The sequence below is a fragment of the Streptomyces sp. NPDC057702 genome, assembly GCF_042799315.1.
GTDB lineage: Bacteria > Actinomycetota > Actinomycetes > Streptomycetales > Streptomycetaceae > Streptomyces.
In genome coordinates, this window is record NZ_JBHVJC010000008.1 from 129,772 (window position 1) to 152,634 (window position 22,863).

At 72.8% G+C, this 22,863-nt stretch carries 11 protein-coding genes; 9 read left to right on the plus strand and 2 right to left on the minus strand.

Translation table 11 applies throughout. The annotated features are described in order from the left end of the window. Positions 1–13 precede the first annotated feature (13 nt). Positions 14–8,080: an SDR family NAD(P)-dependent oxidoreductase gene (locus ACFVFR_RS08105; protein ID WP_383698857.1), complete on the minus strand. Its 8,067-nt coding sequence runs from the start codon at positions 8,078–8,080 to the stop codon at positions 14–16. A 457-nt stretch (positions 8,081–8,537) separates the two neighbouring features. Then, complete coding sequence (locus tag ACFVFR_RS08110) at positions 8,538–9,362, minus strand: BTAD domain-containing putative transcriptional regulator (protein ID WP_383698858.1); 825 nt, start codon at positions 9,360–9,362, stop codon at positions 8,538–8,540. Between the two features lie 2,220 nt (positions 9,363–11,582). On the opposite strand from ACFVFR_RS08110, the gene ACFVFR_RS08115 reads away from it, so the two are divergent. From ACFVFR_RS08115 to ACFVFR_RS08155, 9 genes are all read left to right on the plus strand, one after another. Beyond that, positions 11,583–12,845 carry an MFS transporter gene (locus ACFVFR_RS08115; RefSeq protein ID WP_383698859.1) on the plus strand — a complete coding sequence of 421 codons (1,263 nt, stop codon included), beginning with the start codon at positions 11,583–11,585 and terminating at the stop codon, positions 12,843–12,845. Positions 12,846–13,972: 1,127 nt separating this feature from the next. Next, the gene (locus tag ACFVFR_RS08120) at positions 13,973–14,995 is read left to right on the plus strand and encodes a LysR family transcriptional regulator (RefSeq protein WP_383698860.1); all 1,023 of its coding nucleotides are present in this window, start codon (positions 13,973–13,975) and stop codon (positions 14,993–14,995) included. Between the two features lie 306 nt (positions 14,996–15,301). Beyond that, positions 15,302–16,300 carry an NAD(P)H-dependent flavin oxidoreductase gene (locus ACFVFR_RS08125; protein WP_383698861.1) on the plus strand — a complete coding sequence of 333 codons (999 nt, stop codon included), beginning with the start codon at positions 15,302–15,304 and terminating at the stop codon, positions 16,298–16,300. A 48-nt stretch (positions 16,301–16,348) separates the two neighbouring features. Beyond that, entirely contained in the window at positions 16,349–16,942 is a 594-nt protein-coding gene (locus ACFVFR_RS08130; protein WP_383698862.1) for a YciI family protein, read from the plus strand. 54 nt (positions 16,943–16,996) lie between these two features. Continuing rightward, positions 16,997–18,463, plus strand: coding sequence for an FAD-binding protein (locus ACFVFR_RS08135; protein ID WP_383698863.1), 1,467 nt, complete (start codon positions 16,997–16,999; stop codon positions 18,461–18,463). Continuing rightward, entirely contained in the window at positions 18,460–19,395 is a 936-nt protein-coding gene (locus tag ACFVFR_RS08140) for a hypothetical protein (protein ID WP_383698864.1), read from the plus strand. Before ACFVFR_RS08135 ends, ACFVFR_RS08140 begins: the two co-directional genes overlap by 4 nt. Continuing rightward, entirely contained in the window at positions 19,392–20,165 is a 774-nt protein-coding gene (locus tag ACFVFR_RS08145; RefSeq protein ID WP_383698865.1) for an alpha/beta fold hydrolase, read from the plus strand. The genes ACFVFR_RS08140 and ACFVFR_RS08145 overlap by 4 nt, the downstream gene beginning before the upstream one ends. Next, entirely contained in the window at positions 20,162–21,946 is a 1,785-nt protein-coding gene (locus ACFVFR_RS08150; RefSeq protein ID WP_383698866.1) for an isocitrate/isopropylmalate family dehydrogenase, read from the plus strand. Before ACFVFR_RS08145 ends, ACFVFR_RS08150 begins: the two co-directional genes overlap by 4 nt. Then, positions 21,939–22,799 carry a DUF6282 family protein gene (locus ACFVFR_RS08155; protein WP_383698867.1) on the plus strand — a complete coding sequence of 287 codons (861 nt, stop codon included), beginning with the start codon at positions 21,939–21,941 and terminating at the stop codon, positions 22,797–22,799. The genes ACFVFR_RS08150 and ACFVFR_RS08155 overlap by 8 nt, the downstream gene beginning before the upstream one ends. Positions 22,800–22,863 lie beyond the last annotated feature (64 nt).

Consider the following 22,863-nt stretch of genomic DNA (forward strand, 5'->3'; position numbering starts at 1 on the left):
GTGGAATGAACGATCAGTTGTCACCGAGGGCCACCCGGATGAGGTCGTCCAGGTTCATCGCGTCCAGCGCGCTGCCCTGCTCCTCCGCCACGGGCGCCGCACCCTGTGCGCCGTCGGCGTCGGCGAGCCCCAGCAGGGTCCGTACCAGCCCTGCCTCCTGGAACCGGGCCAGCGGAATCGCCGCCAACGCCCGACGGAACTCCGCCTCGTCCGGTTGCTCGTCGGCCTCGACCGGGTCGGGTCCACCGTCGCCGGGACGCGCGTCGTCGCCGGGGAAGAGCTCGGCGGCCAGGAAGCGCCCGGTGGCGAGGGGGGTGGGGTGGTTGAAGATGAGAGTGGCGGGCAGCTGTCGCCCGACCTCGGCGCCGAGCCGGTTACGCAGGTCGAGCGCGGTCAGCGAGTCGACACCCAGATCGAGGAAGCCACGTCCGGGGTCGATCGCGGCCACCGTGGCATGCCCCAGCACGGTCGCCACCTGGCTCCGTACCAGGTCGACCAGCGCCTGGCGGCGCTCGTCGGGCGCCAGCCCGGCGAGCCGCTCCCCGACCGTGGCCGCCTGGGCCCGCCCGGCCGTCGGCAACGGCGCCGCGGTCGCGACGCGCACCAGCTGCCTCAGCAGGGCCGGTACTTCGGGCTGGGCGCGCAGGGTGGCGAAGTCCAGGATGGCGGGCACCAGCGCGGCCCGCCCGCTCTCCGACCCGCCGGCGGCCGTCGGTTCGGCCGCGGCCCGCGCGTCCGCCTCGGCCCGCACCGCCAGGTCGAACAACGCGAGCCCCCGCTCGGACGGCATGGGCGCCAGGCCCGTACGACCCAACCGCCGCAGGTCGGCCTCGGCGAGATGGCCGGTCATCCCACCCGCCTCGGCCCACAGTCCCCAGGCGAGCGCCAGAGCGGGCAACCCGGCCGCGCGACGGTGATACGCCAGGGCGTCCAGAAACGCGTTGGCCGCCGCGTAGCTCGCCTGCCCCGCCTGGCCGAGCGTGCCCGCAGCCGACGAGAAGAGCACGAAGGCCCGCAGGTCGTACGAGCGCGTCAGCTCGTGCAGGTTCCACGCCGCGTCGACCTTCGGCCGCAACACCGTCGCGACGCGCTCCGGCGTCAACGAGGCGACCACCCCGTCGTCCAACACCCCGGCCGTGTGCACCACACCGGTCAGCGGATGCGCGGCGGGCACAGCCTCCAGAGCGGCGGCGAGCGCCGTACGGTCCGCGACGTCGCAGGCGACCACCGTCACCCGCGCCCCCAGCTCCGCCAACTCCGCGCGCAGCCGCTCCACCCCTTCGGCGGCCGGTCCGCGACGGCTGAGCAGCAGCAGGCTCCGTACGCCGTACGCCGTGACCAGATGGCGGGCCAGCAGCGAGCCGAGCAGACCGGTACCGCCGGTGATCAGCACCGTCCCCGTGCCGTCGAACGGGCTCACCCCGCCCCCGGCCGTGGGGGCCACCCTGGTCAGACGCGGGGCGAACAGCCGCCCCGCGCGCGCCGCGAGCTGCGGTTCGTCCGATGCCCCTGACGTGAGCGCGCCCAGCAGGACCCGGTACGAGTCGGGGTCGTCGTCCAGGTCGGCCACCGCCACCCGGCCTGGATGCTCCGACCGCGCGGCCCTGAGCAACCCCCACAACGGCGCCCGCGCCAGATCCACGGCGCCGTCCTCGTCATCGACGGCCACCGCCCCGCGCGTGAGCAGCACCAGCCGGGATGCCGCGAACCGCTCCTCGGCCAGCCAGTACCGCACCAGCTCAAGCGCCTCACCCACGGCCGTGTGCGCGATCTCGACAAGGTGGTCGCCGACCACATCCCGCGCCCCGACCTCGGGCAGACAGGGCACCAACACCGTGTCCGGCACCCGGTCGCCGGCGGCGACGCTGGCGACCAGCGCGTCGAGATCGGCGGCCACGCACTCCGGGGCCGCGTCCGCGATGTCGGGCAGCGACGCCGCGGACCCCACCAGCACGGGCCGCCCGGTGCCCGGCGGCGCCGGCTCGACCACCGCCGGAACCCACTCCACCTGGTACAACGGGTCGTTCAAGCCACTGGCCACAGCGCGGAACTGCTCGGCGGTCACCGACCGCAGCGTCAACGCGTCGATCGAGATGACCGGCTGCCCCCCGGCATCCGACGCCAGCACGGCGACCGTGTCCGGTCCGGTCGGTGCCAGGCGTACGCGCAACTCGGTGGCGCCCGTGGCGTGCAGCGTCACCCCGCTGAAGGTGAACGGCAGCCGCACCTGGTCCGCACCCTCCAACAGCGTCGCGTGCAGGGCCGCGTCCAGCAGCGCGGGGTGCAGGTCGAAGCGCTCGGCGTCCAAACGCCACGGCCCCGGTAGCTCGACCTCCGCGATCAGGTCGTCACCCACCCGCGCCTGCCTCCGCAGCCCCTGGAACGCGGGCCCGTAGTCGAACCCCACCTCGGCCAGCCGCCCGTAGAGCTCACCGACATCGGCGAGTGCGACGCCCCGATCCGGCCACGCCCCGTCGTCCGGCGAAGCCCCCGTCGCCGATACGAGCCCCACCGCGTGCCGCACCCACGCACCGTCCTCCGCACCCTGCGGGCGCGAGTGGATGGTGAGGGGGTGTTGTCCGTTGGTGTTGGGGTTGGCGATGTGGATTTGGATGTGTCGGGGTTGGTGGGGTGTGAGGGTGAGTGGTGTGTGGAGGGTGAGTTCGTTGATGTGGTGGAGTCCGGTGTGGTGGGTGGTGTGGAGGGTGAGTTCGAGGAGTGCGGTGCCGGGGAGGAGTGGGGTGTTCCAGAGTGCGTGGTCGGTGAGCCAGGGATGGGTGTCGGTGGAGATCTCTCCCGTGTAAAGCGTCTCCTGGCTGGCGGCAAGGTTCGTACGGGTAAGCAGAAACGGATGACCAGTCGAGTCGTCGCCGAGGCGGCGACCGGCGGAGGAAGCGGTGAGCCAGTAGTGCTGGCGTTGGAAGGGGTAGGTGGGGAGGTCGAGGTGTGGTGGGTTTGCGGGGAGGAGGGTGTGCCAGTTGATGGGTGTGTTGTGGGTGTGGAGGTGGGCGGCGTGGGTGAGGAGTTGGGTCCAGGTGCCGTGGTCGCGTCGGAGGGTTCCGGTGATGGTGGCGGGTTCGGCGCTGGTGGCGGCTTGTTCGGTGATGTTGTGGAGTGCGGTGGTGAGGATGGGGTGGGGGCTGATTTCGATGAAGGTGGTGTGTGCGTTGTCCAGTGCGGTGGTGGTGGCGTGGGTGAGGAGGACGGGTTGGCGCAGGTTGGTGTACCAGTAGTGGGCGGTGAGTTGGGTGGTGTCGAGGGATTGGCCGGTCGTGGTGGAGTAGAAGGGGATGTCGCTCGTGGTGGGCTTGATGTCTCCCAGCGCGGTGGCGAGGTGTTCGCTGATGGCTTCGACGTGGGGGCTGTGGGAGGCGTAGTCGACGTTGATGCGTCGTGCGTGGATGTCGTGTGTTTCGCAGTGGGTGAGGAGTGTTTCGATGGCTTGGGTGTCGCCGGCGATGACGGTGGTGTGGGGTCCGTTGTGCGCGGCGATGTGGAGCTGCTCGCCCCAGGGGCCGGGGAGTTGTTGGGCGGCTTCGGGTGTGAGGGTGAGGGAGGCCATGGCGCCACGCCCGGTGAGGGTGGTGTGGATGGCCTGACTACGCAGGGCGGTGACCCGAGCCCCTTCGTTGAGGGTGAGGGCGCCGGCGATGACGGCTGCGGGGATTTCGCCTTGGGAGTGTCCGATGACGGCGGTGGGTTGGACGCCCAGGGACTGCCAGACCCTGGCCAGGGAGACCATGATGGCGAAGAGTGCGGGTTGGACGATGTCCACGCGTTCGATGGGTTGGCCGCTGGTGAGGACGTCGGCCAACGACCAGTCGACGTAGGGGGCCAGGGCGTTCTCGCACTCGACTATCGACTGTTGGAAGACGGTCGAGGTGGCGAGGAGGTCGGTGGCCATGCCGGTCCACTGGGAGCCCTGGCCGGGGAAGACGAAGACGGGGCGGCCGTGGTTTCCCTCTCCCGTCACCACACCCGGGTGCTCCCGCCCCTCAGCCAGCGCGTCGAGGGCGTCGAGTAGGTGGTCACGGTCTGGGGCTAGGAGGACGGCGCGGTGTTCGAGGGTGGCTCGCGCGGTTAGCAGGGTGTGGGCGACGGCGTACGGATCGGCGTCGGGGCGTTCCTGGATGTACGTGGCGAGCTGGGCGGCCTGGTCGCGGAGGGCCTGCGGGTCGCGGGCCGAGAGGACGACCGGCACGACACCCGTCTGAACTGTCGCGCTCTCGCCATCCGCTGCCACCGTCCCGGGGGCGGTCGTCTCCGACATGAGTTCTGGGGTCGGCTTTGGGGCCTCTTCGAGGATGACGTGGGCGTTGGTGCCGCTGATGCCGAAGGAGGAGACGCCGGCTCGGCGGGGGTGTTGGGTGTGGGGCCATGTGCGTTGTTCGGTCAGGAGGCGTACGGCGCCGGAGTCCCAGTCGACGTGCGGCGTGGGCTCGTCCACATGCAGCGTGCGCGGCAGCACGCCATGCCGTAGCGCCTGCACCATCTTGATGACTCCGGCGACGCCGGCTGCGGCCTGGGTGTGCCCGATGTTGGACTTCAGCGAGCCCAGCCACAGCGGCCGGTCGTCCGCCCGGCCCTGGCCGTAGGTGGCGAGGAGTGCTTGGGCTTCGATGGGGTCGCCGAGGCGGGTGCCGGTGCCGTGGGCTTCGACGGCGTCGACCTCGTCGGGGCTCAGGCGTGCGTCGGCCAGTGCCTGGCGGATGACCCGCTGCTGCGCCGGACCACTGGGCGCGCTCAGCCCGTTCGACGCGCCGTCCTGGTTGGTCGCGGAGCCCCGGATGACGGCGAGTACCTGGTGTCCGTTGTGTTGTGCGTCGGTGAGGCGTTCGAGGAGGAGTACGCCGACGCCCTCACTCCAGCCGGTGCCGTTGGCGGTGGCGGCGAAGGCTTTGCAGCGGCCGTCGGGGGAGAGGCCGCGTTGTCGGCTGAATTCGATGAACATGCCGGGTGCGGCCATGATGGCGGCTCCGCCGGCCAGGGCCAGGGTGCTTTCGCCGCGTCGCAGTGACTGGGCGGCGAGGTGGAGGGCGACCAGGGAGGAGGAGCAGGCGGTGTCCACCGTGATGGCCGGGCCCTCCAACCCGAACACGTACGACAGCCGCCCGGACAGCACGCTGACGGTGTTCCCGGTCAGCACATGTCCCTTGACCTCCTCGGACGCCAGGTGCATGGGCTCGCCGTAGTCCTGCGTCATCGCACCGACGAACACCCCGCTCCGGCTGCCGCGCAGTGTCGCCGGGTCGATGCCGGCCCGCTCGAACGCCTCCCAGGTCGTCTCCAGCAGAAGCCGCTGCTGCGGGTCCATGGCCAACGCCTCGCGCGGACCGATACCGAAGAAGCCCGCGTCGAACTGGTCGGCATCGTGCAGGAAGCCACCCTCGCTGACGTACGTCGTGCCGGGGCGGTCCGGATCGGGGTCGTGCACCGCGTCCCAACCCCGGTTCGCCGGAAACGCGGAGATGGCGTCCGTGCCGTCCGTGACCAGTCGCCACAGCTCGTCCGGGGTGGCGACGTCACCGGGGAAACGGCAGCTCATCGCGATGATGGCGATCGGTTCGTCGACGGTTCCCGGCTCCGGCCCGGCCTGGGTGTCGGTGGCAGCCTCGGGCGCCGGGCGCAGCAGCGCACCGTGCACGTACTCGACGGCCGTCTCGACCGTCGGATGGTCGAAGAGCAGGGTCATCGGCAGCGGCAGCCCCGTCGCCGCCACCAGTTGGTTGCGTAGCTCGACGGCGGTGATCGAATCGAACCCGAGCTCCTTAAACGGCCGGCGCGTGTCCCCCGCCGTCAGGGTGGCCACCCCGCGCAGCGCACTGACCTGGGAGCACACCAGGTCCGTCAGCCAGACTCGCTGCTCGCCGGCGGAGCGTAGGACAAGCTCGCGGCGGAGCCGGTCAGCGGGCCCGTCGTCGCCGGCCGCGGTCGATCCGCCCGCCGCACGTGCCCCGAACGGGTAGGTGGGCAGCTCCGTCCGCCGGCCGCCCGAGCCTCGGAACACGGCGCTCCAGTCCACCGCTACGCCGCGTACGTGCAACTCCGCCAGGGAGTGCAGGAAGGCGGGCACGCCCGGCTGGTCCCGACGCAGGGAGCCCACCACGGTGGCGTGCGCGCGCAACCCCTCGTCCTCCAGGGTCTCCTGCACGCCGCCGAGCAGCACGGGGTGCGGGCTCACCTCCAGAAACGTCCGGTGGCCCGCGGCCAGCAGGGCCCGGGTGGCCTGCTCGAACCGGATCTCGTGGGTGATGTTGCGCTGCCAGTACGGGCCGTCGAGGCCGGCCGTGTCCAGACGCTCACCGGTCAACGACGAGTAGAAGGGCACCGACGACGCGCGCGGGACGAGCCCGGCCACGCCGCCGAGCAGGAGTTCGCTGTCGAGGCGCAGTGTGGGGGAGTGGGCCGGAAGGTCGTTGCCGAGCCGCTTGGCACGCACCCCGTCGGCCGTCAGCTCGGCCAGGAGCCCGGCCACCGGTTCGCGGTCGCCGCTGAACAGCACGGAGCGCGGACCGTTGGAGCCCGCGAAGTGCAGCCGGTCGCCCCACCGGGCCAGCCGTCGTTCCAGCTCCGCGCGGGACGCCAGAGCGGAGGCCAGATCGCCGTCCCCGGTCGCCCCGGCCTGCGCCTGGCTCCACAACGCCACCACCTGGGCGGCCTCCTCCAACGTGAGCGCCCCGGCCACGTGAGCCGCGGCGATCTCGCCCAGGCTGGCGCCCACCACGGCGGCCGGCTCCAGACCGCACGCGCGCCACAGTTCGGCGAGCGAGACCATCACGGCGAACAGCACGGGCTGTACGACGTCGACCGCTCGCAGCTCGGGGGCCCCGGGCGCACCGCGCAGCACCTCGTGCACATCCCAGGGAACGTGTGGCTCCAGCGCGTCCGCACAGGCCCGCATCCGCCGCTGGAAGACCTCGGAGGACCCCAGCAGGTCCAGCGCCATCCCCTGCCACTGGGAGCCCTGCCCCGGAAAGACGAGCACCGGGCGCGGGTCCGTACCCCTGGCGACCTCCGCGCCGTCGCGCTGGGCGGTGGCGCTGACGACGGTGGGGGCGAAGGTGCCGTCGGCCACGGCGCGCAGGCCGTGGAGGGCGTCGGCACGGCTGGCGGCCAGGACGACGGCCCGCCGTGCCAACGCGGTACGCGTGGTGGCCAGCGACAGCCCGAGGTCCGCGAGATCGAGCCCGGGGGAGCTGTCGAGCAGGGTGTGCAGGTCACCGGCGACGGTCCGCAGAGCCGCGTCCGTGTGCCCGGAGAGGAGGAGGGGGACCAGGGGCGCCGTGCGAAGCGGCACCTGAGCCGGGTCGGCCGGTTCCGCTGGCACGGCCGCCGTGGTCGGACTGGGCGCGGCGGGCGCCGGAACCGCGCCGACCAGGGCGAGTACCTCGGCCACGTCACCCCGTGCCCCGACACCAACGAGTGCCTCGGCCGCCGGGGTACCCCGTGTCGTAGCCGTAGCCGTAGCCGTAGCCGTAGCCGTAGCCGTAGCCGTAGCCGTGGTGTCGTGTAGCGCCGCGGACTCGGTGGGTGGCTCGCCGGTGGAGCACTCGCCCGCCGTGTCGGTGTCGGGAAAGGCGCCGTGAATGCGGTCCCCGTCCCTGACCGCCCGGGAACGCGGCCTGAGCACCAGAACGGCATCGCCGACCTCGGCGGCGCCCGGCCCGATCGCGCCGACCAGCGCCAGGTCGATGTCACCACGCCGCAGCCCGTCGGCGCCTCGCGTCACGGCCGCCAGGACGGTGTCGTGGTCCGCGGTCGTCGCGTCGGTCGGGCGCACCGTGGTCTGGGGGCCGTCCAGCCGGAGCCCCGCCGCGACGAACTCCGCGAGCCCGTCCTCGGCCGAGGCGAGGAACACCCCTGCCCTGCCGTCGGCGAGCGCGCCGGGCACGATCCCGCCGTCCTCCAGCGCGGTCCACGCGAGCCGCAGGGCCAGCGACCGGTCGGCGGTCAGCTCGGATGTCGCCGGCAGACCGAAGAACGCGCGGTCCTCGTCGCCGGCGGACACGTCACCCGCCTCCCGGTGGGTGGCGAGTCCGACGATGACGACGGGATCGACGTGACGGCTTGTCTGGGGCACGGGCTTCCTCATCAACTCGACTCACCCATCCGGTCCACCGGGCAAGGTGACGACTCCTGTGCAATGGATTCCGTGAGCGGGGCAGGTGGCGGGTCCGTCGCCGAGCGGGGCGTACGGCATCGGTCGTGGCCGCTGGGAGAGATACCTGAGTCCTTGTCAGAAGCCCGGTCTCCGGGCTGTGCCCCCTCGCACGTCCCCTGCTGCCTACGGTGATCATTTGTCCCCGCGCGCGAGGCGGGGAGCAGCGAACCTGTGGCCCCGTACGCCTCGTCCCACGCGCTGATCAGCACCCTGCCACGGGGTTCTTGGAGTCGTCTTGGAACCAACTTGGAGACTTCTTACGGCTGTTGAAACGCAAACGACGCTGGCCCACCCCGGGGCCCGCCAACAGGCGGAACGGGGTGGGCCAGCGTCGATTCCGCGCCACCGGGGCACGGCTCGTGTGGAGGTTCTGAGGTTATGTGGTGCGCGACACAGGGACGTAGGACGTGCGGGACACCCGGCTCGGGTGACGGCGCTCGGCCGTCGGGTCGCCGCACAGAATCCGTCGGAACAGCTTCTGCAGCTCCTCGCCCGGATCGATGCCGTACTCGTCCGCCAGCGCCCGCCGCGCACGGTGGTAGGTGTCGATCGCCTCGGCGCGGCGTCCGGCGTGGCACAGCGCCCTCATCAACAACAGGTTGAAGCGCTCGCGGGTCGGGAACCGGGCACTCAGGGCCGACAGCTCGGCCGCTATCACCGAAAGGTCACCCGGCTCCGCCAGTCGCGCCTCCCAGTAGCTCTCCAGCGCGAGCAGCCACAACTCCTCGTACCGGGCGGCGACCTGGGCCCCCAGCGAGTAGTCGCTGACCTCCGGGTGGGCGCCCCCGCGCCACAGTGCCAGGGCCTGCTCCAGCAAGCGGCACGCCTTCTGTGACGTGCCCGCCGCCAGCAGACGTCGTCCCTCCTGCATCAACCGCTCGAAGCGCACCGCGTCGATGTTCTCCGGATCGGCCGCCAGGACGTAACCCGCCGCCTCGCGGCGCAGGACGTTGTCCCGGCTGCGCGGTGGTCGGTGCGGCTCCAGCGTGCGCCGCAGATTGGACACGTAACTGTGCAGGTTCGCCATGGCCGCGCTGGGCGCTCTGCGTGGCCAGACGGCCTCGGTGAGTTGCTCCGCCGTCATCGGATGGCCCGGCACGAGGAGCAGGGCGGACAGGACGGCGCGTTGGCGGGCCGAGCCGAGGTTTACCGGACTGCCGTGAACACTTGCTCCGACCGGACCAAGGACGTGGAAATGCACTGGATAATCCACGGTCGAAAAGACCCCCGAATGTTGTCCATAGAAACATGATGACGCGACGCGGAGAGCGGGTTACGCCCTAACGCCTGGTCACGTGTTCTTCCCCGATGGATGCCAGCGTACTGACCGGAACGTGAAAGTGAAGGGGTGGAACTGTCGTTCAAGTGCTGATATGGCGCCGTGAGCTGACGCGGCCCGGTCGCCTGGACGGGTCCCGTGTCCACGTCGCTGACCTGTGCTTTTGCTGGGTCGCCTCGAGGTTGACGGGGGATCCGACGGTGTCGCCGGCCAGGGGGAACGGCGTTCGAGCGGTCAAACATTTATACGTAAAGGAATTGTTTATTCGTGTGCGGCCGGGACTCGCTGGCGCCGCGTCACGCCGCGCTCCGGAAACGGCTTTGCCGTGGTGCTGGGCGTACTGCTGGTAACGCGTCAGGTGTTTACTGAGGAGTAACGCTGGGGCGGATCAGCGTGCCTTGGGATTGGCGCAAAAACGCCTTCTCTTCCGTGCCTGGTGGACCTCCTGGCTCGCGGCGGTGCGCGTCGCTCGCCCTCGTCCCGCGTCGGGCGTGCCCGCGTGTCCGAACGTGTGGGGTGCCTGCTCCGCGCCGCTCGGGGCGGATCGGGAGGCGGCCCATGTGCGAGACGGGATGAGGCGGGGCGCTAAAAAGGATCTTCCTGCTGAGGGGGCGGCCCGTGCGATGCGAGTGCGCCTTTCGGGACAATGGTGATGTGCTGTCGGCATATCGCTGACTGTCGATTCCCTGTCCGCGGAACGGGCCGCCATCGAATAGTGAGGGATTTCTTGGTGGGGTTAACGGGTCGTGAAGGGGATGGCCGTACCTCGCGTTCGGGGGAATGGGGATCGCGTGGGTGATGGATTTCCTCGCTATCCCTCTGCGAAAGGGGAGGTAGGGCAAAAGAAAAGGGGGAGGTGTAGCTCTGGCGCTTGGAACGGAGAGGGTGGGGGAAGCGCCCCACGGCGTGTGAGTGGGCCGCGCGAGGATGCCCGCGCCGGGTGGGTCGTCGCATTCCCAGCGGCCCACAGGGTGTGCCGGCCGCCGCCGTCCGCCGCGTATGATCCCGGCCCCTCCGCCCGCCCGGGACAGGTGCCGGTTACGGGGCGGAGCGAGGTGGCCGTGGCGGCCTCCCTGTCGCGTCTGTCGTTGTCGCCAGGTGGCCGGAGGTGGGAGGTGGCGCCGTGGTACTGGCTGGCGTTCTTGTGTTGGCCGTTGGGTCGATGCGGGGCGGGGCCCGCGCTGTCGATGAGGGTGACGCGCCATCGGGGGCTGGCGCCCGCGGGTGCTGCGGTGGGCCGGAGGCGGCCGGCGTCGGATGGGGTGGGAGTCGCGGCACGGTGGGTTGGCGCGGCGGGCTATGGCGACGTGGCCGAGCCGGAAACCAGTTGCCTTATGTCCGCGCTTAATGCGCCCCGGGTCGCCGTGGCGTCATCGTCCTGTGTGACTCACCGGCAAAGCCCGCGTCGGTGCGAGGCGGGGTCCGGAAGGCCGCCGGCCATGCCCGGAGGTCGGCTCGGCGAGGAATGAACCTTGCGGTAGATGCCATTCGTCACGGCGGGACTTTTCGGGACCGAAGCGGCGGGATGGGTGGATGTGGCGCACGGGGTGGTATTCGCCGTAAGGGGTGGAAAGCCATTGTCGGATGACGGGCTCCATCGCCAGAGAGTCCACCGTCATGGGCGGCGTGGTCAACGCCCGACATTCCCTGTCCGAACCGACAACCGCCGGCCCGAAATCCGTACGTGACCGCCGCCCCGGACATTTCAGGGGCGCCGCCCTCACCGCGCCTCGCCCGACAGAAGTGCTGCCGGCTTCCCAGAGTCCGGAAGCCCCCGGGCTCTGGACGGCTCGCGCCTCGGAGGGCGGGTGTCACCGCTGCCTGAGGCGCCCAGCCGCCCGACCGATCAAGCCACCCCCCTGGGGTGCTCCGGTCCGGACCCGCCCGGCGAGGGCGGGCCCCCGCCCCTCACGTCCCTCCGGAGCGGAAGCGGGCGACCAGCTGATCCCCGCCCACCTCCGCCGTACGCGCCGAAGCCGGCTTCTGGTGGGCCTTCCCGTAGCGCCAGGCGGCCGGCCGTCTCGTCGGTGTCGGGCTCTGGGTGGCGTGCGGGTCCGGCTGTACGACTTATCTCGTACTGCGTGCTAAGTTCGACTCAATACGTACTGACGAGAGCTGCCATGCGGAACGGGAGGAGCAGGCATGTCCGAGACTCGAATCGGGGGCGTCGAGGCCGCTGACGGGAGGGGGCGTACCGCGATCGCGGCGGCTGACGGGCGGCCTGGTGCGCCGCTGTGGTGGGTGTGGCTGGCGGCGTGGCCGGTCACGGCGGTGTTCGTGCTCTCGAACGCGGCGACTCCGCTGTACGTGCTGTGGCAGCGCGACATCGGATTCTCCAAGGGCACCCTCACCGTGGTGTTCGCCTTCTACATCGTCGGGCTCGTCGGGTCGCTGCTGGTCTCCGGCGTGGTCTCCGACCGGGTCGGCCGCAAACCCGTGCTGCTGCCCGCGCTGGCGCTCGCCCTCGTGGCCTGCCTCGTCTTCGCGACCGCCACCAGCGTGGTCGCCCTCGTCGTGGCGCGGCTGTGCGCCGGGATCGCGGTGGGCGCCGTCGTCTCGGCCGGCATGGCCGCGGTGACGGATGTCGCGGGCCCCGAGCGCAAGCGGCTCGCCGCCCTGCTCGCGTCCTGTGCGATGGTCTTCGGCGCCGGACTGGGCCCGCTGCTCGCCGGCCTGCTCTCCGAGTTGGCTCCCGGGCCGACCGTCACGGTCTTCGCCGTCGAAGGCGTGCTCCTGGTCACGGCGGTGTGGTGCGTGCTGCGGATGCCGCTACGCCGTCCCGAGACGCGGGTCAAGGGCGCATGGGTGCGCGTGCCCGGTGTCCCGCAGGGCAGCGGTCGCCATCTCGCCCTCGGCATCGCCGTGTTCGCCCCCGGCATCACCGCCACGTCCTTCGTGCTCTCGCTCGGCCCCTCACTGCTGTCCGGCCTGCTGGACACCACCAACCGGATCGTCGCCGGGGCCATGGCGTTCGTGATGTTCCTCGCCGCCACCGGGGTGCAGTTCGCCGTCCAGCGCCTGAGCCGCCGCACCCTCCTCACGGCCGGGGCGGTCAGCACCGCTCTGAGCATGGCCGCGCTGGTCATCGCCGTGCACGCCTCAGCCGTGCCGGCCCTTGTCGTCTCCGCGATGCTGGCCGGCGCCGGCCAGGGCATGGGACAACTTGGCGGCCTCTCGCTACTCAACTCCCGTATCCCGCCTCGCCGTCTCGCCGAGGCCAACGCGGCGCTCAATGTGGGCGGCTACATCCCGGCCGGGATCCTGCCCGTCTCCGCCGGGTACCTGAGCGACGCCACCGGACTGACCAGCGGTGCCACGGTCTTCGCCGTTGTCCTCGCGGCGCTCGCCGGCATCGGCGGCCTGATGGTCCTCGCCACCCGGCGTGAGGTGACCGACCCCGCCTGACGGCGCGTGGACGTCGACCGATCGCCTCGTACACCGCTCCCCGCCACGTCGGACCACACCACCCGCGGACGCTCGCCCCCGCTGGACGCCCCCGTCGGAACGGCCCCCACCGAGGGCCTCCGCCGACGCGCCCCCCGACCCCCGACCACCCCCGCCGAACGCCGCTGCCGATCGCGTCCACCGAGTGTCCGCGCCGAGCGGGCCGCAGGGCAACGTTCCCACCCGAGGCCCTCGCCGGTCGCGCCCCCGCCGGTGGGGGCCTCACGCGACCGGCGTCGCCTGTCGCTCGCCGGTCGACCGTCGGTCGGCCGCGCCCGACGCCTCCGCCCGGCTCCCGGGCCCACGCGCTCGCCGCACGTCGCGCCGCGCCGCGCCGGGCCCGCGTTGACCCGCTCGATCGGCCTCCCCGCCCGCCCGGACGTCCGTGCCGTGGGTCGGCGCGGTGACGGGGTGGCCGGTTCGTCGCTGACGCACCGAAGCCCTGCTCCCCTCCACCCCGCTGCGGCGCCGCGCGCCCGCTCCCCGGCCGGCCCATCTGGCGACCGGCCGGCGGTGTCGGTGCTCGTCCGCCGGTTTCGCGTCGACCATGGCGGGGGAGGGCCGGCCGGGGAGGAGTCCCCGGCCGATGGTGGGAGAGTCCGGGACCGTGGCCAAGGTCCGGGGCTTCGGGAGTGCGGTACGCCTCCGGGCGGCGGCCTCGCGTACGGCGTTCACGGGGGTGAACCCTCCCGGCTCCGCGCGCTGGAGGGGCTGTGGTCCTGGGGAGATTCCGCCCGGCCGGCCCGGAGGGTGAGCGGTCCAGCCGGGCGGTGACGCCCGGGGCGATGATCGAGCCCGCCGCCCCGGGCGCGGGTGTCGGGGTCGCCGTCGGTGGCGTCGCCTCGGGCTTCGCTGATCCGCCGCCCGCGCCGGACGTGCGGCCTCCGCGCCTGCGCCTGCCGGCCGCCGCGTACGGCGCCGTCGAGACAGGCGGAGACGTGGCTCGACGCGCCGAGAGGCGGAGGTGGCGCCGGGCCGGGTGTCGTCCGTGGGCGCCGTCGCGCTCCACCCGAACCCTCCGCGCGGGGGCGGGCGGGCGCATCCCTGCGCGGGGCAGGGGTGGCGACACGTGGGGGAAGTGAACCAGCATGGTGGACGAACGAGCGGGGCGGGCCCCCTTCGAACGGGCGAGCCTCGGCACACCGGGGCCGAGCCCGACGGACGACGTCCTACTGCGCGCGACGGTCGACGCGCGCGATGTCGACAACTTCGACCTGCGACACCTGCGGTATTTCCTGACGGTGGTGCGGGCCGGGACCGTCTCGGCGGCAGCACAGGAGCTGCGAATATCGCAACCGAGCCTCAGTCAGCAAATTCGACGCCTCGAACAGCGCGTCGGTAGCGCGCTGTTCATCCGAGGCTCGCGCGGCGTGGAACTCACCGCCGGCGGGCGGGCCTTTCTGCACGAAATTCAGGGGATTCCGAGCCAGTTGCGGTCGGCTATCGCCGCTGCCACTCCCACGCCACTGGACCGGCCCGTCGGAGTGTGTGGGGGAGTGCCGGCCGAGGTTCTCGTCGAGGTGCAGAACGCGCTGTCCGCGCACCGTTCGGACGGCGGCCGGGACCTCGGGGCCACGCCGCGCATGCGCTCGGTGGAGGCGGCCCGGCAGGGCGAACTCCTGCGCCACGGCGAGATCGCCTTCGGCATCGTGCGCCTGCCGATCCCGCTGCCGCACGTGGTGCGCGCCGTCGTCCGGGACGAGCCGCTCGGCCTCGTCGTGGCACGGGAGCACCCGCTGGCGGCGGGCCCCGCCCCGCAGTGGGCGGACCTCGCCGGCCAGCGCCTGCTGTGGTACGAGAAGGGTTGCGCGCCGGGGTACGCCGAGTTCGTCCCGGCGCAGCTGGCCGGCCTGGGGTGGGACTGCGTACCGCACCCGGTCGACCAGGACCAGCACGCCCTGTTCCTGCACGCGTTGCGGACCACCACCGACCTGGTGGCCCTGCGCCCACGGCCGGCCGTGGAGCGCGAGCCGAGCCTGGTGTGGCGGCCGTTGCCCACCAGCACGCCGCCGCGCGAGCGGTTCGCCGTTCTCGCCCTCGGTGACAGCCCCGCCGCGCGCCTGCTGGAATCGGTCGCCGCGGAGCGCGGCTGGGTCTTCCTCGGCGCATGACCCCGTTCTCTTTCGACGGCAGGTGATCACGGCGGCCCACCGCCCCGGTCACATGCCGTCGGCTTTTCCCGTCGCTCGGTATAGGCGCCCGCTTATGGCTGTCACGCGCTTTACGTCTTGGACGGCCAGGGAAAGGCAGGGCTAATCTCGTGAACGTACGGCAGGCGAGATTCCCCGTGAACCGGAAACGGCTTCTCCGGATTCCCCTCCCGTATTCCCAGCGTAATTCCGTGTGCGGTGTGAAGCCGCTTCTCCTGGTCGGCTCGTCGGGTCGCGCCATGTCATGAACCGGAAAAGGGGAGCGTCGTGATATCGACCAAGCTGACCCAACTGCTCGCCATAGACCACCCGGTGGTCTGCGCCCCCATGGGGTCCGTGTCCGGCGGCCAGCTCGCCGCGGCCGTCACCCGGGCGGGCGGCCTGGGCCTGGTCGGCGCCAGCTACGGTGACGCGGCCTTCATCGACGAGCACCTGGCCCGGGCGGCCGAGGCCGGCGGCGTGTGGGGCGTCGGCTGCGTCATGTTCACCTTCGACACACGGCCTGGCCTGTGGGAACGGGTGCTGGGTTACGCCCCACCGGTCGTCGCCCTCTCCTTCGGGGACGCGGCACAGGTCCAGCGGTACGTGGTGTCCGCCGCCGGCTCCGGCGCCCGGGTCGTCGTCCAGGTCCACGACCCTCAGCAGGCCCTGGTCGCCGTGCGGGCCGGGGCGTGCGCGCTGGTGATCCAGGGCGCCGAGGCAGGTGGCCACCACGCGTCGACGGCCACCCTGCCCCTGGTCCCGGCCGTGCTCGACGCCATCGGCGGCGCGGTGCCGACGGTGGCCGCCGGCGGGTTCGCGGACGGCCGTGGCCTGGCGGCGGCCCTCGCGCTGGGTGCCGACGGCGTCATGATGGGCACCCGGTTCGCCGCGACCCGGGAGTCGCTCGCCTCCGCCGGGTTCCGGTCCCGCCTGGTCGCCGCGCACGCCGGGGACACCGTCGACACCCGCTGCTTCGATGTGGTCCGGGGTATCCCGTGGGACGCGGCGTACCGGGCCCGTTCCGTTCGTAACGACTTCACGCGCGCCTGGGCCGGGCGGGAGACGGAACTCGCCGCCCGCCGTACCGAGATCGAGCCCGGGTGGGCCGCCGCCGTCGCCCGCGACGACACCGACCAGCGCGCCCTGTTCGCCGGCCAGGTCCTGGACCTGGTCCGGGACGTCCCGCCGGCCGCCCAGGTCGTCCACGGCGTCGTGGCCGACGCGGCGAGGATCCTCACGAGAATCGCGCCGGCGCCCGGCGGCCCGCCCGCTCCCGCCGCCTGACCAGGCCCCTGCCCGCCGCCCGCCTTCCCACCATCGAGGCAGACTCCGATGATCCACGTACTGACCCTCACCCACCGCGCCTCGCGCGCGACCCTCGCCGCTCATCTGGCCGAGCACCGGGCCTGGTTGCGCGCACACGCGGACCAGGGCCGCGTCCTGCTCAGCGGCCCCCGGCCTGAGGGCGGCGGCGCCGTGCTCGTCACCGCCGACCTGGAGGCGACCCAGGTGGCCGAGCTGGTCGCCAGTGACCCGTGGCACCGACTCGGCATCGCCTCCTACCAGCGGCTGTCCTTCGACGGGCGCGACGTGAGCCCCGGCCTGGTCACCGCCGCGCGACCGGACGGGAGCGTCCTGCTCGTCAACGTGGCCACCACGCACGACGCGGCGGCCAGCGTGGCCGCGCTCGCGTCCGCGGTCGAGCACGTCGCTACCACCGCCGACGGCTTCGGCGGCTCCCGCCTGCTGACCAGCGTCGACGGCGACGCCGTCGTCAACCTCGCCGCGTGGGCCGACCCGCGGCGGTTCGAGGCCATCTTCACCGACCCCGAGTTCACCCGCCGCTACCAGGCGTTCGCCGCGACCACGACCGGCGCCACGTACCGGCTGTACCGCACGAGTCGGGTCATCACACCCCGCCGCTGAGCCCCCGCCGCCCACGAACGGCCCACCCGTACCCCACCCTCCCCGGGAGAGAACATGCCAGGCTCGACCAACCCACCGCACTACGACCTCATCGTCGTCGGCTTCGGCGCCGCCGGCCTGTCAGCCGCCCTGTCCTACGCCGAAGCCACCGAGGCCCGCGAACCCGCCGCCAGGATCGCCGTCCTCGAACGGGCCGAACGGCGCGAGCGCGGCGGCGCCACCCGCTGGACCGGCGCGTTCCTGCGCGTCGACCGGGACAGGCGGTTGGACACCGACTGGGCCGGACACGTCGACCGGGTCTCCGGCGGCCTCGCCGACCTCGCGTACTGCCACGTCGTGGAGCGCGAGACCCGACAGACCCTCGCCTTCGTCGAACGGCACGGCGTCGAGGTCGTCTTCGCACACTTCCCGCTGCCGCACACCTTCGACGGCGGCACCCCCTCCATGACACCGCCGGCCAGCCTCCGCGGCGGCGGCGCCTCTCTCGTCGAGCACCTGGGCGCCGCCCTGGAAAGCGACCCGCGCGTCGACCTCCACTACGCGACGCAGGCGCTGCGCCTGACGACCCACGACGACGGTGCCGTCAGCGGCGTGCTGGTCCGCACCGGTGACGGCCACACCCGGCGGCTGGCCGGTCACGCCGTCGTGCTGGCCTGCGGAGGCTTCGAGGGCAATCCCGAGATGCTCACCCGCTACCTGGGCGACCGGGCCTGCGACCTGCCGCTGATCGCCCCCGGCCTCACCCACAACCGGGGCGACGGGCTGCGCATGGCCCTGGAGCTGGGCGCCGACACCGCCGGCCAGTTCGACGGCATCCACGCCGAACCCGTGGACCGGCGCAGTGAGCAGGCCGACGCGGTCCTGTACGGCTTCAGCGCCGGCATCTTCGTCAACGGCCGGGCGCGGCGGTTCCTCGACGAGGGCCGCGACACCTGGGACAACACCTTCGAACACGTCGGCTACGAGATCTGGAAGAACCAGGAGCAGCGCGCGTACTGGATCGCCGACGCCAAGACGCTCGCCATCCCCGGCATCACGAACGCGCTGCTCAGCGACGTGCCCCCGGAGCAGGCGGACAGCCTGGAGGAGATCGCCGACAAGCTCGGCATCGACGCCGAGCGCCTGGGCAGGACCGTCGCCGAGTTCAACGCGGCCGTCCGCCCCGGTGTGTTCGACCCCACCCGCCTGGACGGCAAGGCCACCGTGGGCATCGAGCCCGGCAAGTCCAACTGGGCCACCCCGCTGGACACCCCACCGTTCATCGGCGTGCCCGTCACCGCCGCCATCTGCTTCACCTACGGCGGTATCCGTACCGACCTCGACGGCCGCGTCGTCACACCCTCCGGCACCCCCATCCCCGGTCTGTACGCGGCGGGCGAGGCCACCGGCCTCTTCTACCACGCCTACCCGCCGGCCACCTCGGTGCTGCGCTCCCTGGTCTTCGGCCGACTCGCCGCCCACCACGCCGCGACCCGGATCCCGGCCGCGTCCGCCCCCGCCAGCCATCAGGGAGAGTCATGAACATCGTCAACATCGACGTCACCCTCCGCGACGGCGGGTACCGCAACGGCTTCGACTTTCCCGTGGACTACGTGCTGCGGCACGCGCTGCTCAGCGTCGAGGCGGGCTTCGACTGGGTCGAGATCGCCTACCGCAAGGGCTCGCTCCTGCCCCTGCCCGACATCGGGCGCACCGGACGCGGGGACGACGACCTCATCGCCGCCGTGGCCGGGGAGATCGGCTCGGACCGGGTGGCCATGATCCTGCACCCGAAGAACATCACCGACGACGACCTGCCCGCCATGTACGCGGCAGGGGCGCGCCTGGTCCGCGTCATCCTCCCGCCCCGGGGTTACGCGCGGGGCCTGGAGCGGGTACGCCAGGCCAGGGACCTCGGGTTCGTCGTCGGGGTGAACTTCGCCCGCGTCAGCCGGTGGTCGGGCCGACGCGTCGTCGAGGTCGCCACCGCCGCCACCGACGCCGGCGCCCAGTTCGTCTACCTGGCCGACTCCAACGGCAGCCTCTCACCCGTGGACACCACCGACCTCACCACCCTGACCAGGTCGGTCACCGGCGGCCCGGTCGGCCTGCACGCGCACAACAACCTGGGACTGGCCCTGGCCAACGCGATCAGCGCGGTGGCCGCCGGCGCGACCTGGATGGACTCCTCGATCCAGGGCATGGGCAAGGGGCCCGGCAACCTCATCGCCGAGCAGTGGCTGGCACACCTGGACCGTGGCCACGCCCAGACCGCGCACCCCCTCCACCTGGGACCAGCCCTGGAACTGGCGGACCTGCTCCTGGCCACCATCCCCGAAGGCACACCGTCGCTGCCGCTGCCCGACCTGGTCCTGGGCCGCTACGACCTGCCGGTCGAGCACCGTGCGGACCTGGCGGGCGGCGACCACCGCGCGGGCATCGCCACCGCGCGCGCCCTCGCCGCCCCCCGATGACCCCCACCCGATCCCTCGTGCCGACGGCGGTCTTCGGACCCCGGGCCGCCGCCGGCACGGCACACGCACTGGTCTTCGCCCCCGTCACCCCCCGCTGGGACGACGGAGCGTTCTTCGCCCCGGTCACCCGGGCCCTGGTACGCGCCGGCCTGCGGGTGACCGTGGTCGACACACTCGCCCTGTGGGACGAGCACACCCCCACCCTGACCGCCCTCGCCGCCCGCTGCCGTCCCCTGCTGACCCGCCACGGCCCCGTCGACCTGCTCTGCGGGAACGCGCTGGGCGGCGCGGTCGCCCAGGCCCTGCTCCCCGACACCCACCCCGACACGGCCGCGCTGCTCGTCTCCGGGCCGGCCCGCACCGACGCCCTCCTCGAAGCCAGGCTCGCGGAGATCGCCGACCTGGCGGCGAGCGGTCGCCCGGACCGGGCCCTCGCCCTCCTGGGCCGGCGCGTCAGACCGTACGACCACCGCCCCGACGACGGCGAGCACACCCTCACGGCGCCCGCCCCGGGCGCCGGGCGCCGACTGGCCGCCGGGATGCGGCTGCTGCGCGACGTCGACCTGGGGCCGGTGGTGCGCGCCCACCCCGGGCCACTGCTACAGATCGTCGGCGGCCGCTCCCAACTCGTCACCCCACGCCACACCGTGGCAGCGCCCCACCACCGGGTGGCGATCGTCGAACGCGCCGGCATGCGCCCCCACTTCACCCACACCGCGGAGGTGTCCGCCCTGGTCGGAGCCTTCCTACGAGAGAAGGGACACCCATGAAGAGCATCGCCGTACTGCCGGGTGACGGCATCGGCCCGGAAGTCACCGCCACGGCCCTCGACATCCTGGACACCCTGGGCCTTCCCCTCGAACCACGCCTCGGCGACATCGGCTGGGAATGCTGGCGCCAGGAGGGAGACCCGGTGCCGCGGCGCACCTGGCGGCTTCTGGCCGAGACGGACACCTGCCTGCTCGGCGCCGTCACCAGCAAGCCGCCGCGTGAGGCCGAGGCCGAACTCACCCACGAACTGCGGGGCACCGGCCGTCCCTTCGTCTCCCCGGTCGTCCAACTGCGCCAACGCCTGCACCTGTACGCGAACGTCCGCCCGATCAGCGACCTGACCGGCGGGCGCTTCGACTTCACGGTGATCCGCGAGAACACCGAGGGGCTGTACGCGGGCTTCGACTCCCACGGCCTGGACGACGCGCTGTGGAACCTGGTCCGCGCCCACCCCAACGCCCGCGCCTCGGGCCCGCGCGCGACCAGCGTCACGCTGCGCCTGCAGACCGAGTACGGCATCGACCGGCTGCTGCGCTACGGATTCGCCTACGCCCGGTCCCGGGGGCACACCCGACTCACCCTGGTCGACAAACCCAACGTCCTGCGCCACAGCGGCAACCACCTGCGCGAACGCCTGGAACTCAGCGCGCGCGACCACCCCGACATCCAGGCGGAGATCCTGAACGTGGACGCCGTCGCCCTGTGGATGGTGCGCCGACCCGAGCGGTTCGGTGTGGTGGTCGCGGAGAACATGTTCGGCGACATCCTCTCCGACCTCGGCGCGGGCGTCATGGGCGGCCTCGGCCTCGCGCCCAGCGGCAACATCGGCGACCGGGGCAGCTACTTCGAACCCGTGCACGGCAGCGCCCCGGGCATGGCCGGCCAGGACCGGGCCAACCCCATGGCCATGCTGCTCAGCCTGGCCCAACTGCTCGACCACCTGGATCTGAGCGTGCCCGGCGACGCGCTGCGGGCGGCGGTGCGCACCGTCGTCAGACGGCGTACGACCCTCACCTACGACCTGGGTGGCACGAGCACCACGCGGCAGGTCGCCCGGGCGGTGGCCAGGGAGCTCGCCCCGCGCGAGGAGGAGGCACCCACCCCCGACGAGGTGGTCGACCGGCTCGGCTGTCTGGACACCGCGTCCGTGTCCGACGCGCTCGACAGCCTGGGAGTCGGCGGCGCCCTCGCCGGCCTCACCCCGCGCGTTCCCGGCGCCCGCGCGGTCGGCCGCGCCTTCACCGTCACCTACCGGCCCCTCGACAGCGCCGAGCCGGGCTTTCGCAACGCGGCCGACTACCTGGACGACGTACCCGAGGGCGCGTTCGTCGTGGTCGACAACGCGGGCAGCACCACCTGCACCACCTGGGGCTCGCTCCTGACCAGGCTGGCGCGGCGGCGCCGGATACGCGCCACCGCCCTGCACGGCTCGGCCCGTGACATCGCCGAGACCCGCGCCACGGGATATCCGCTGTTCAGCACGGGCGTCACCATGGTCAGCGGCAAGAACCGGGTGGAACTGGCGGCGACGGGACAGGACGTGGTCATCGGCGCGGTCACCGTGCGCCCCGGCGACATCGTCGTCGCCGACGACGACGGGGTCCTGGTGGTGCCCGCCGAGCACGCCGCCGACGTCGCGACCCGAGCCGAACGCGTGGAGCGGACCGAGACGGCGATCGCCCGGGCACTCGACGCGGACCAGCGCCTGGACGCGGCGCGCCGCCAGTTCGGCTACGCCCACCCCTGGGACCACGACGACCTCCCACCCTCCCATGGGTGACCTGGCCGGGCGCCAGGTGGTGGACGTCCACTACCACGCGGGCCCCGATCTGTACCGCCGCCGCCTGACCTCGGCCGGCGCGGGCCGGGCGTACGCGGAGGTCGACGGCTGGGTGGTGCTCAAGAGCCACCTCACCTCGACCGCCGCCCGCGCCTGGGAGGCACGCCAGGAGGGCCTGCCGGTCTCCGGCACGCTGGTCCTCAACGAACTCGCCGGCGGCCCGCACCCTCGGGTCGTGGAAGCGGCCGTCTACGCGCACGGGCCGGACAGCCCCGCGCGCCTCGTCGTCCACCTGCCCACCCTGGTCGGCCCCGCGCACGCCTCGACGTTGCGCCGCACCCCGTTCCACCCCGGGCTCGACCCAGGGCGGTGGCGAACCCGCCGGGTCCTCGACCCAAAGGGGCGGCTGCGCGACGAGGTGCGTGAGGTGCTGAGGGCCGCCCGCGACCTGCCCGTCGTCGTGGCGACCGGGCACTGCGACCGGGAGGCGACCCTCCGCGTCGTGGACGAGGCCGTGCGCCTCGGCCTGCCGCGCCTGCTGCTCACCCACGCCACCCACCCGCTGTCCGGCCTGACCCGCGAGGACCTCGCCGACCTGGCGCACGTGCCCGCCCTGTACGTCGAAGTCACCGCCCTGACCCTGCTGTTGGGCCACCACGACGCGGACCACCTCGGCGCTGTCGTCGCCGCACACCCCCGGGTGGTCTTCAGTTCCGACCTGGGCCAGCCCGACCAGCCGGACGTGCGCGGGTGGCTGACCGCGAGCGCCCGCTGGTTCCAGGCCGCGGGCCTGACACGCGGCGCCGTCCAGGCCATCACCCGGGTGAACCCCGCGCGCCTTTTGGCGGACTGAACGCCCGCCGGGCCCGGGGCGGCCGGTCCGGCCCGGTCGACCCCGGCCCCCGGGGCGGGGCGTG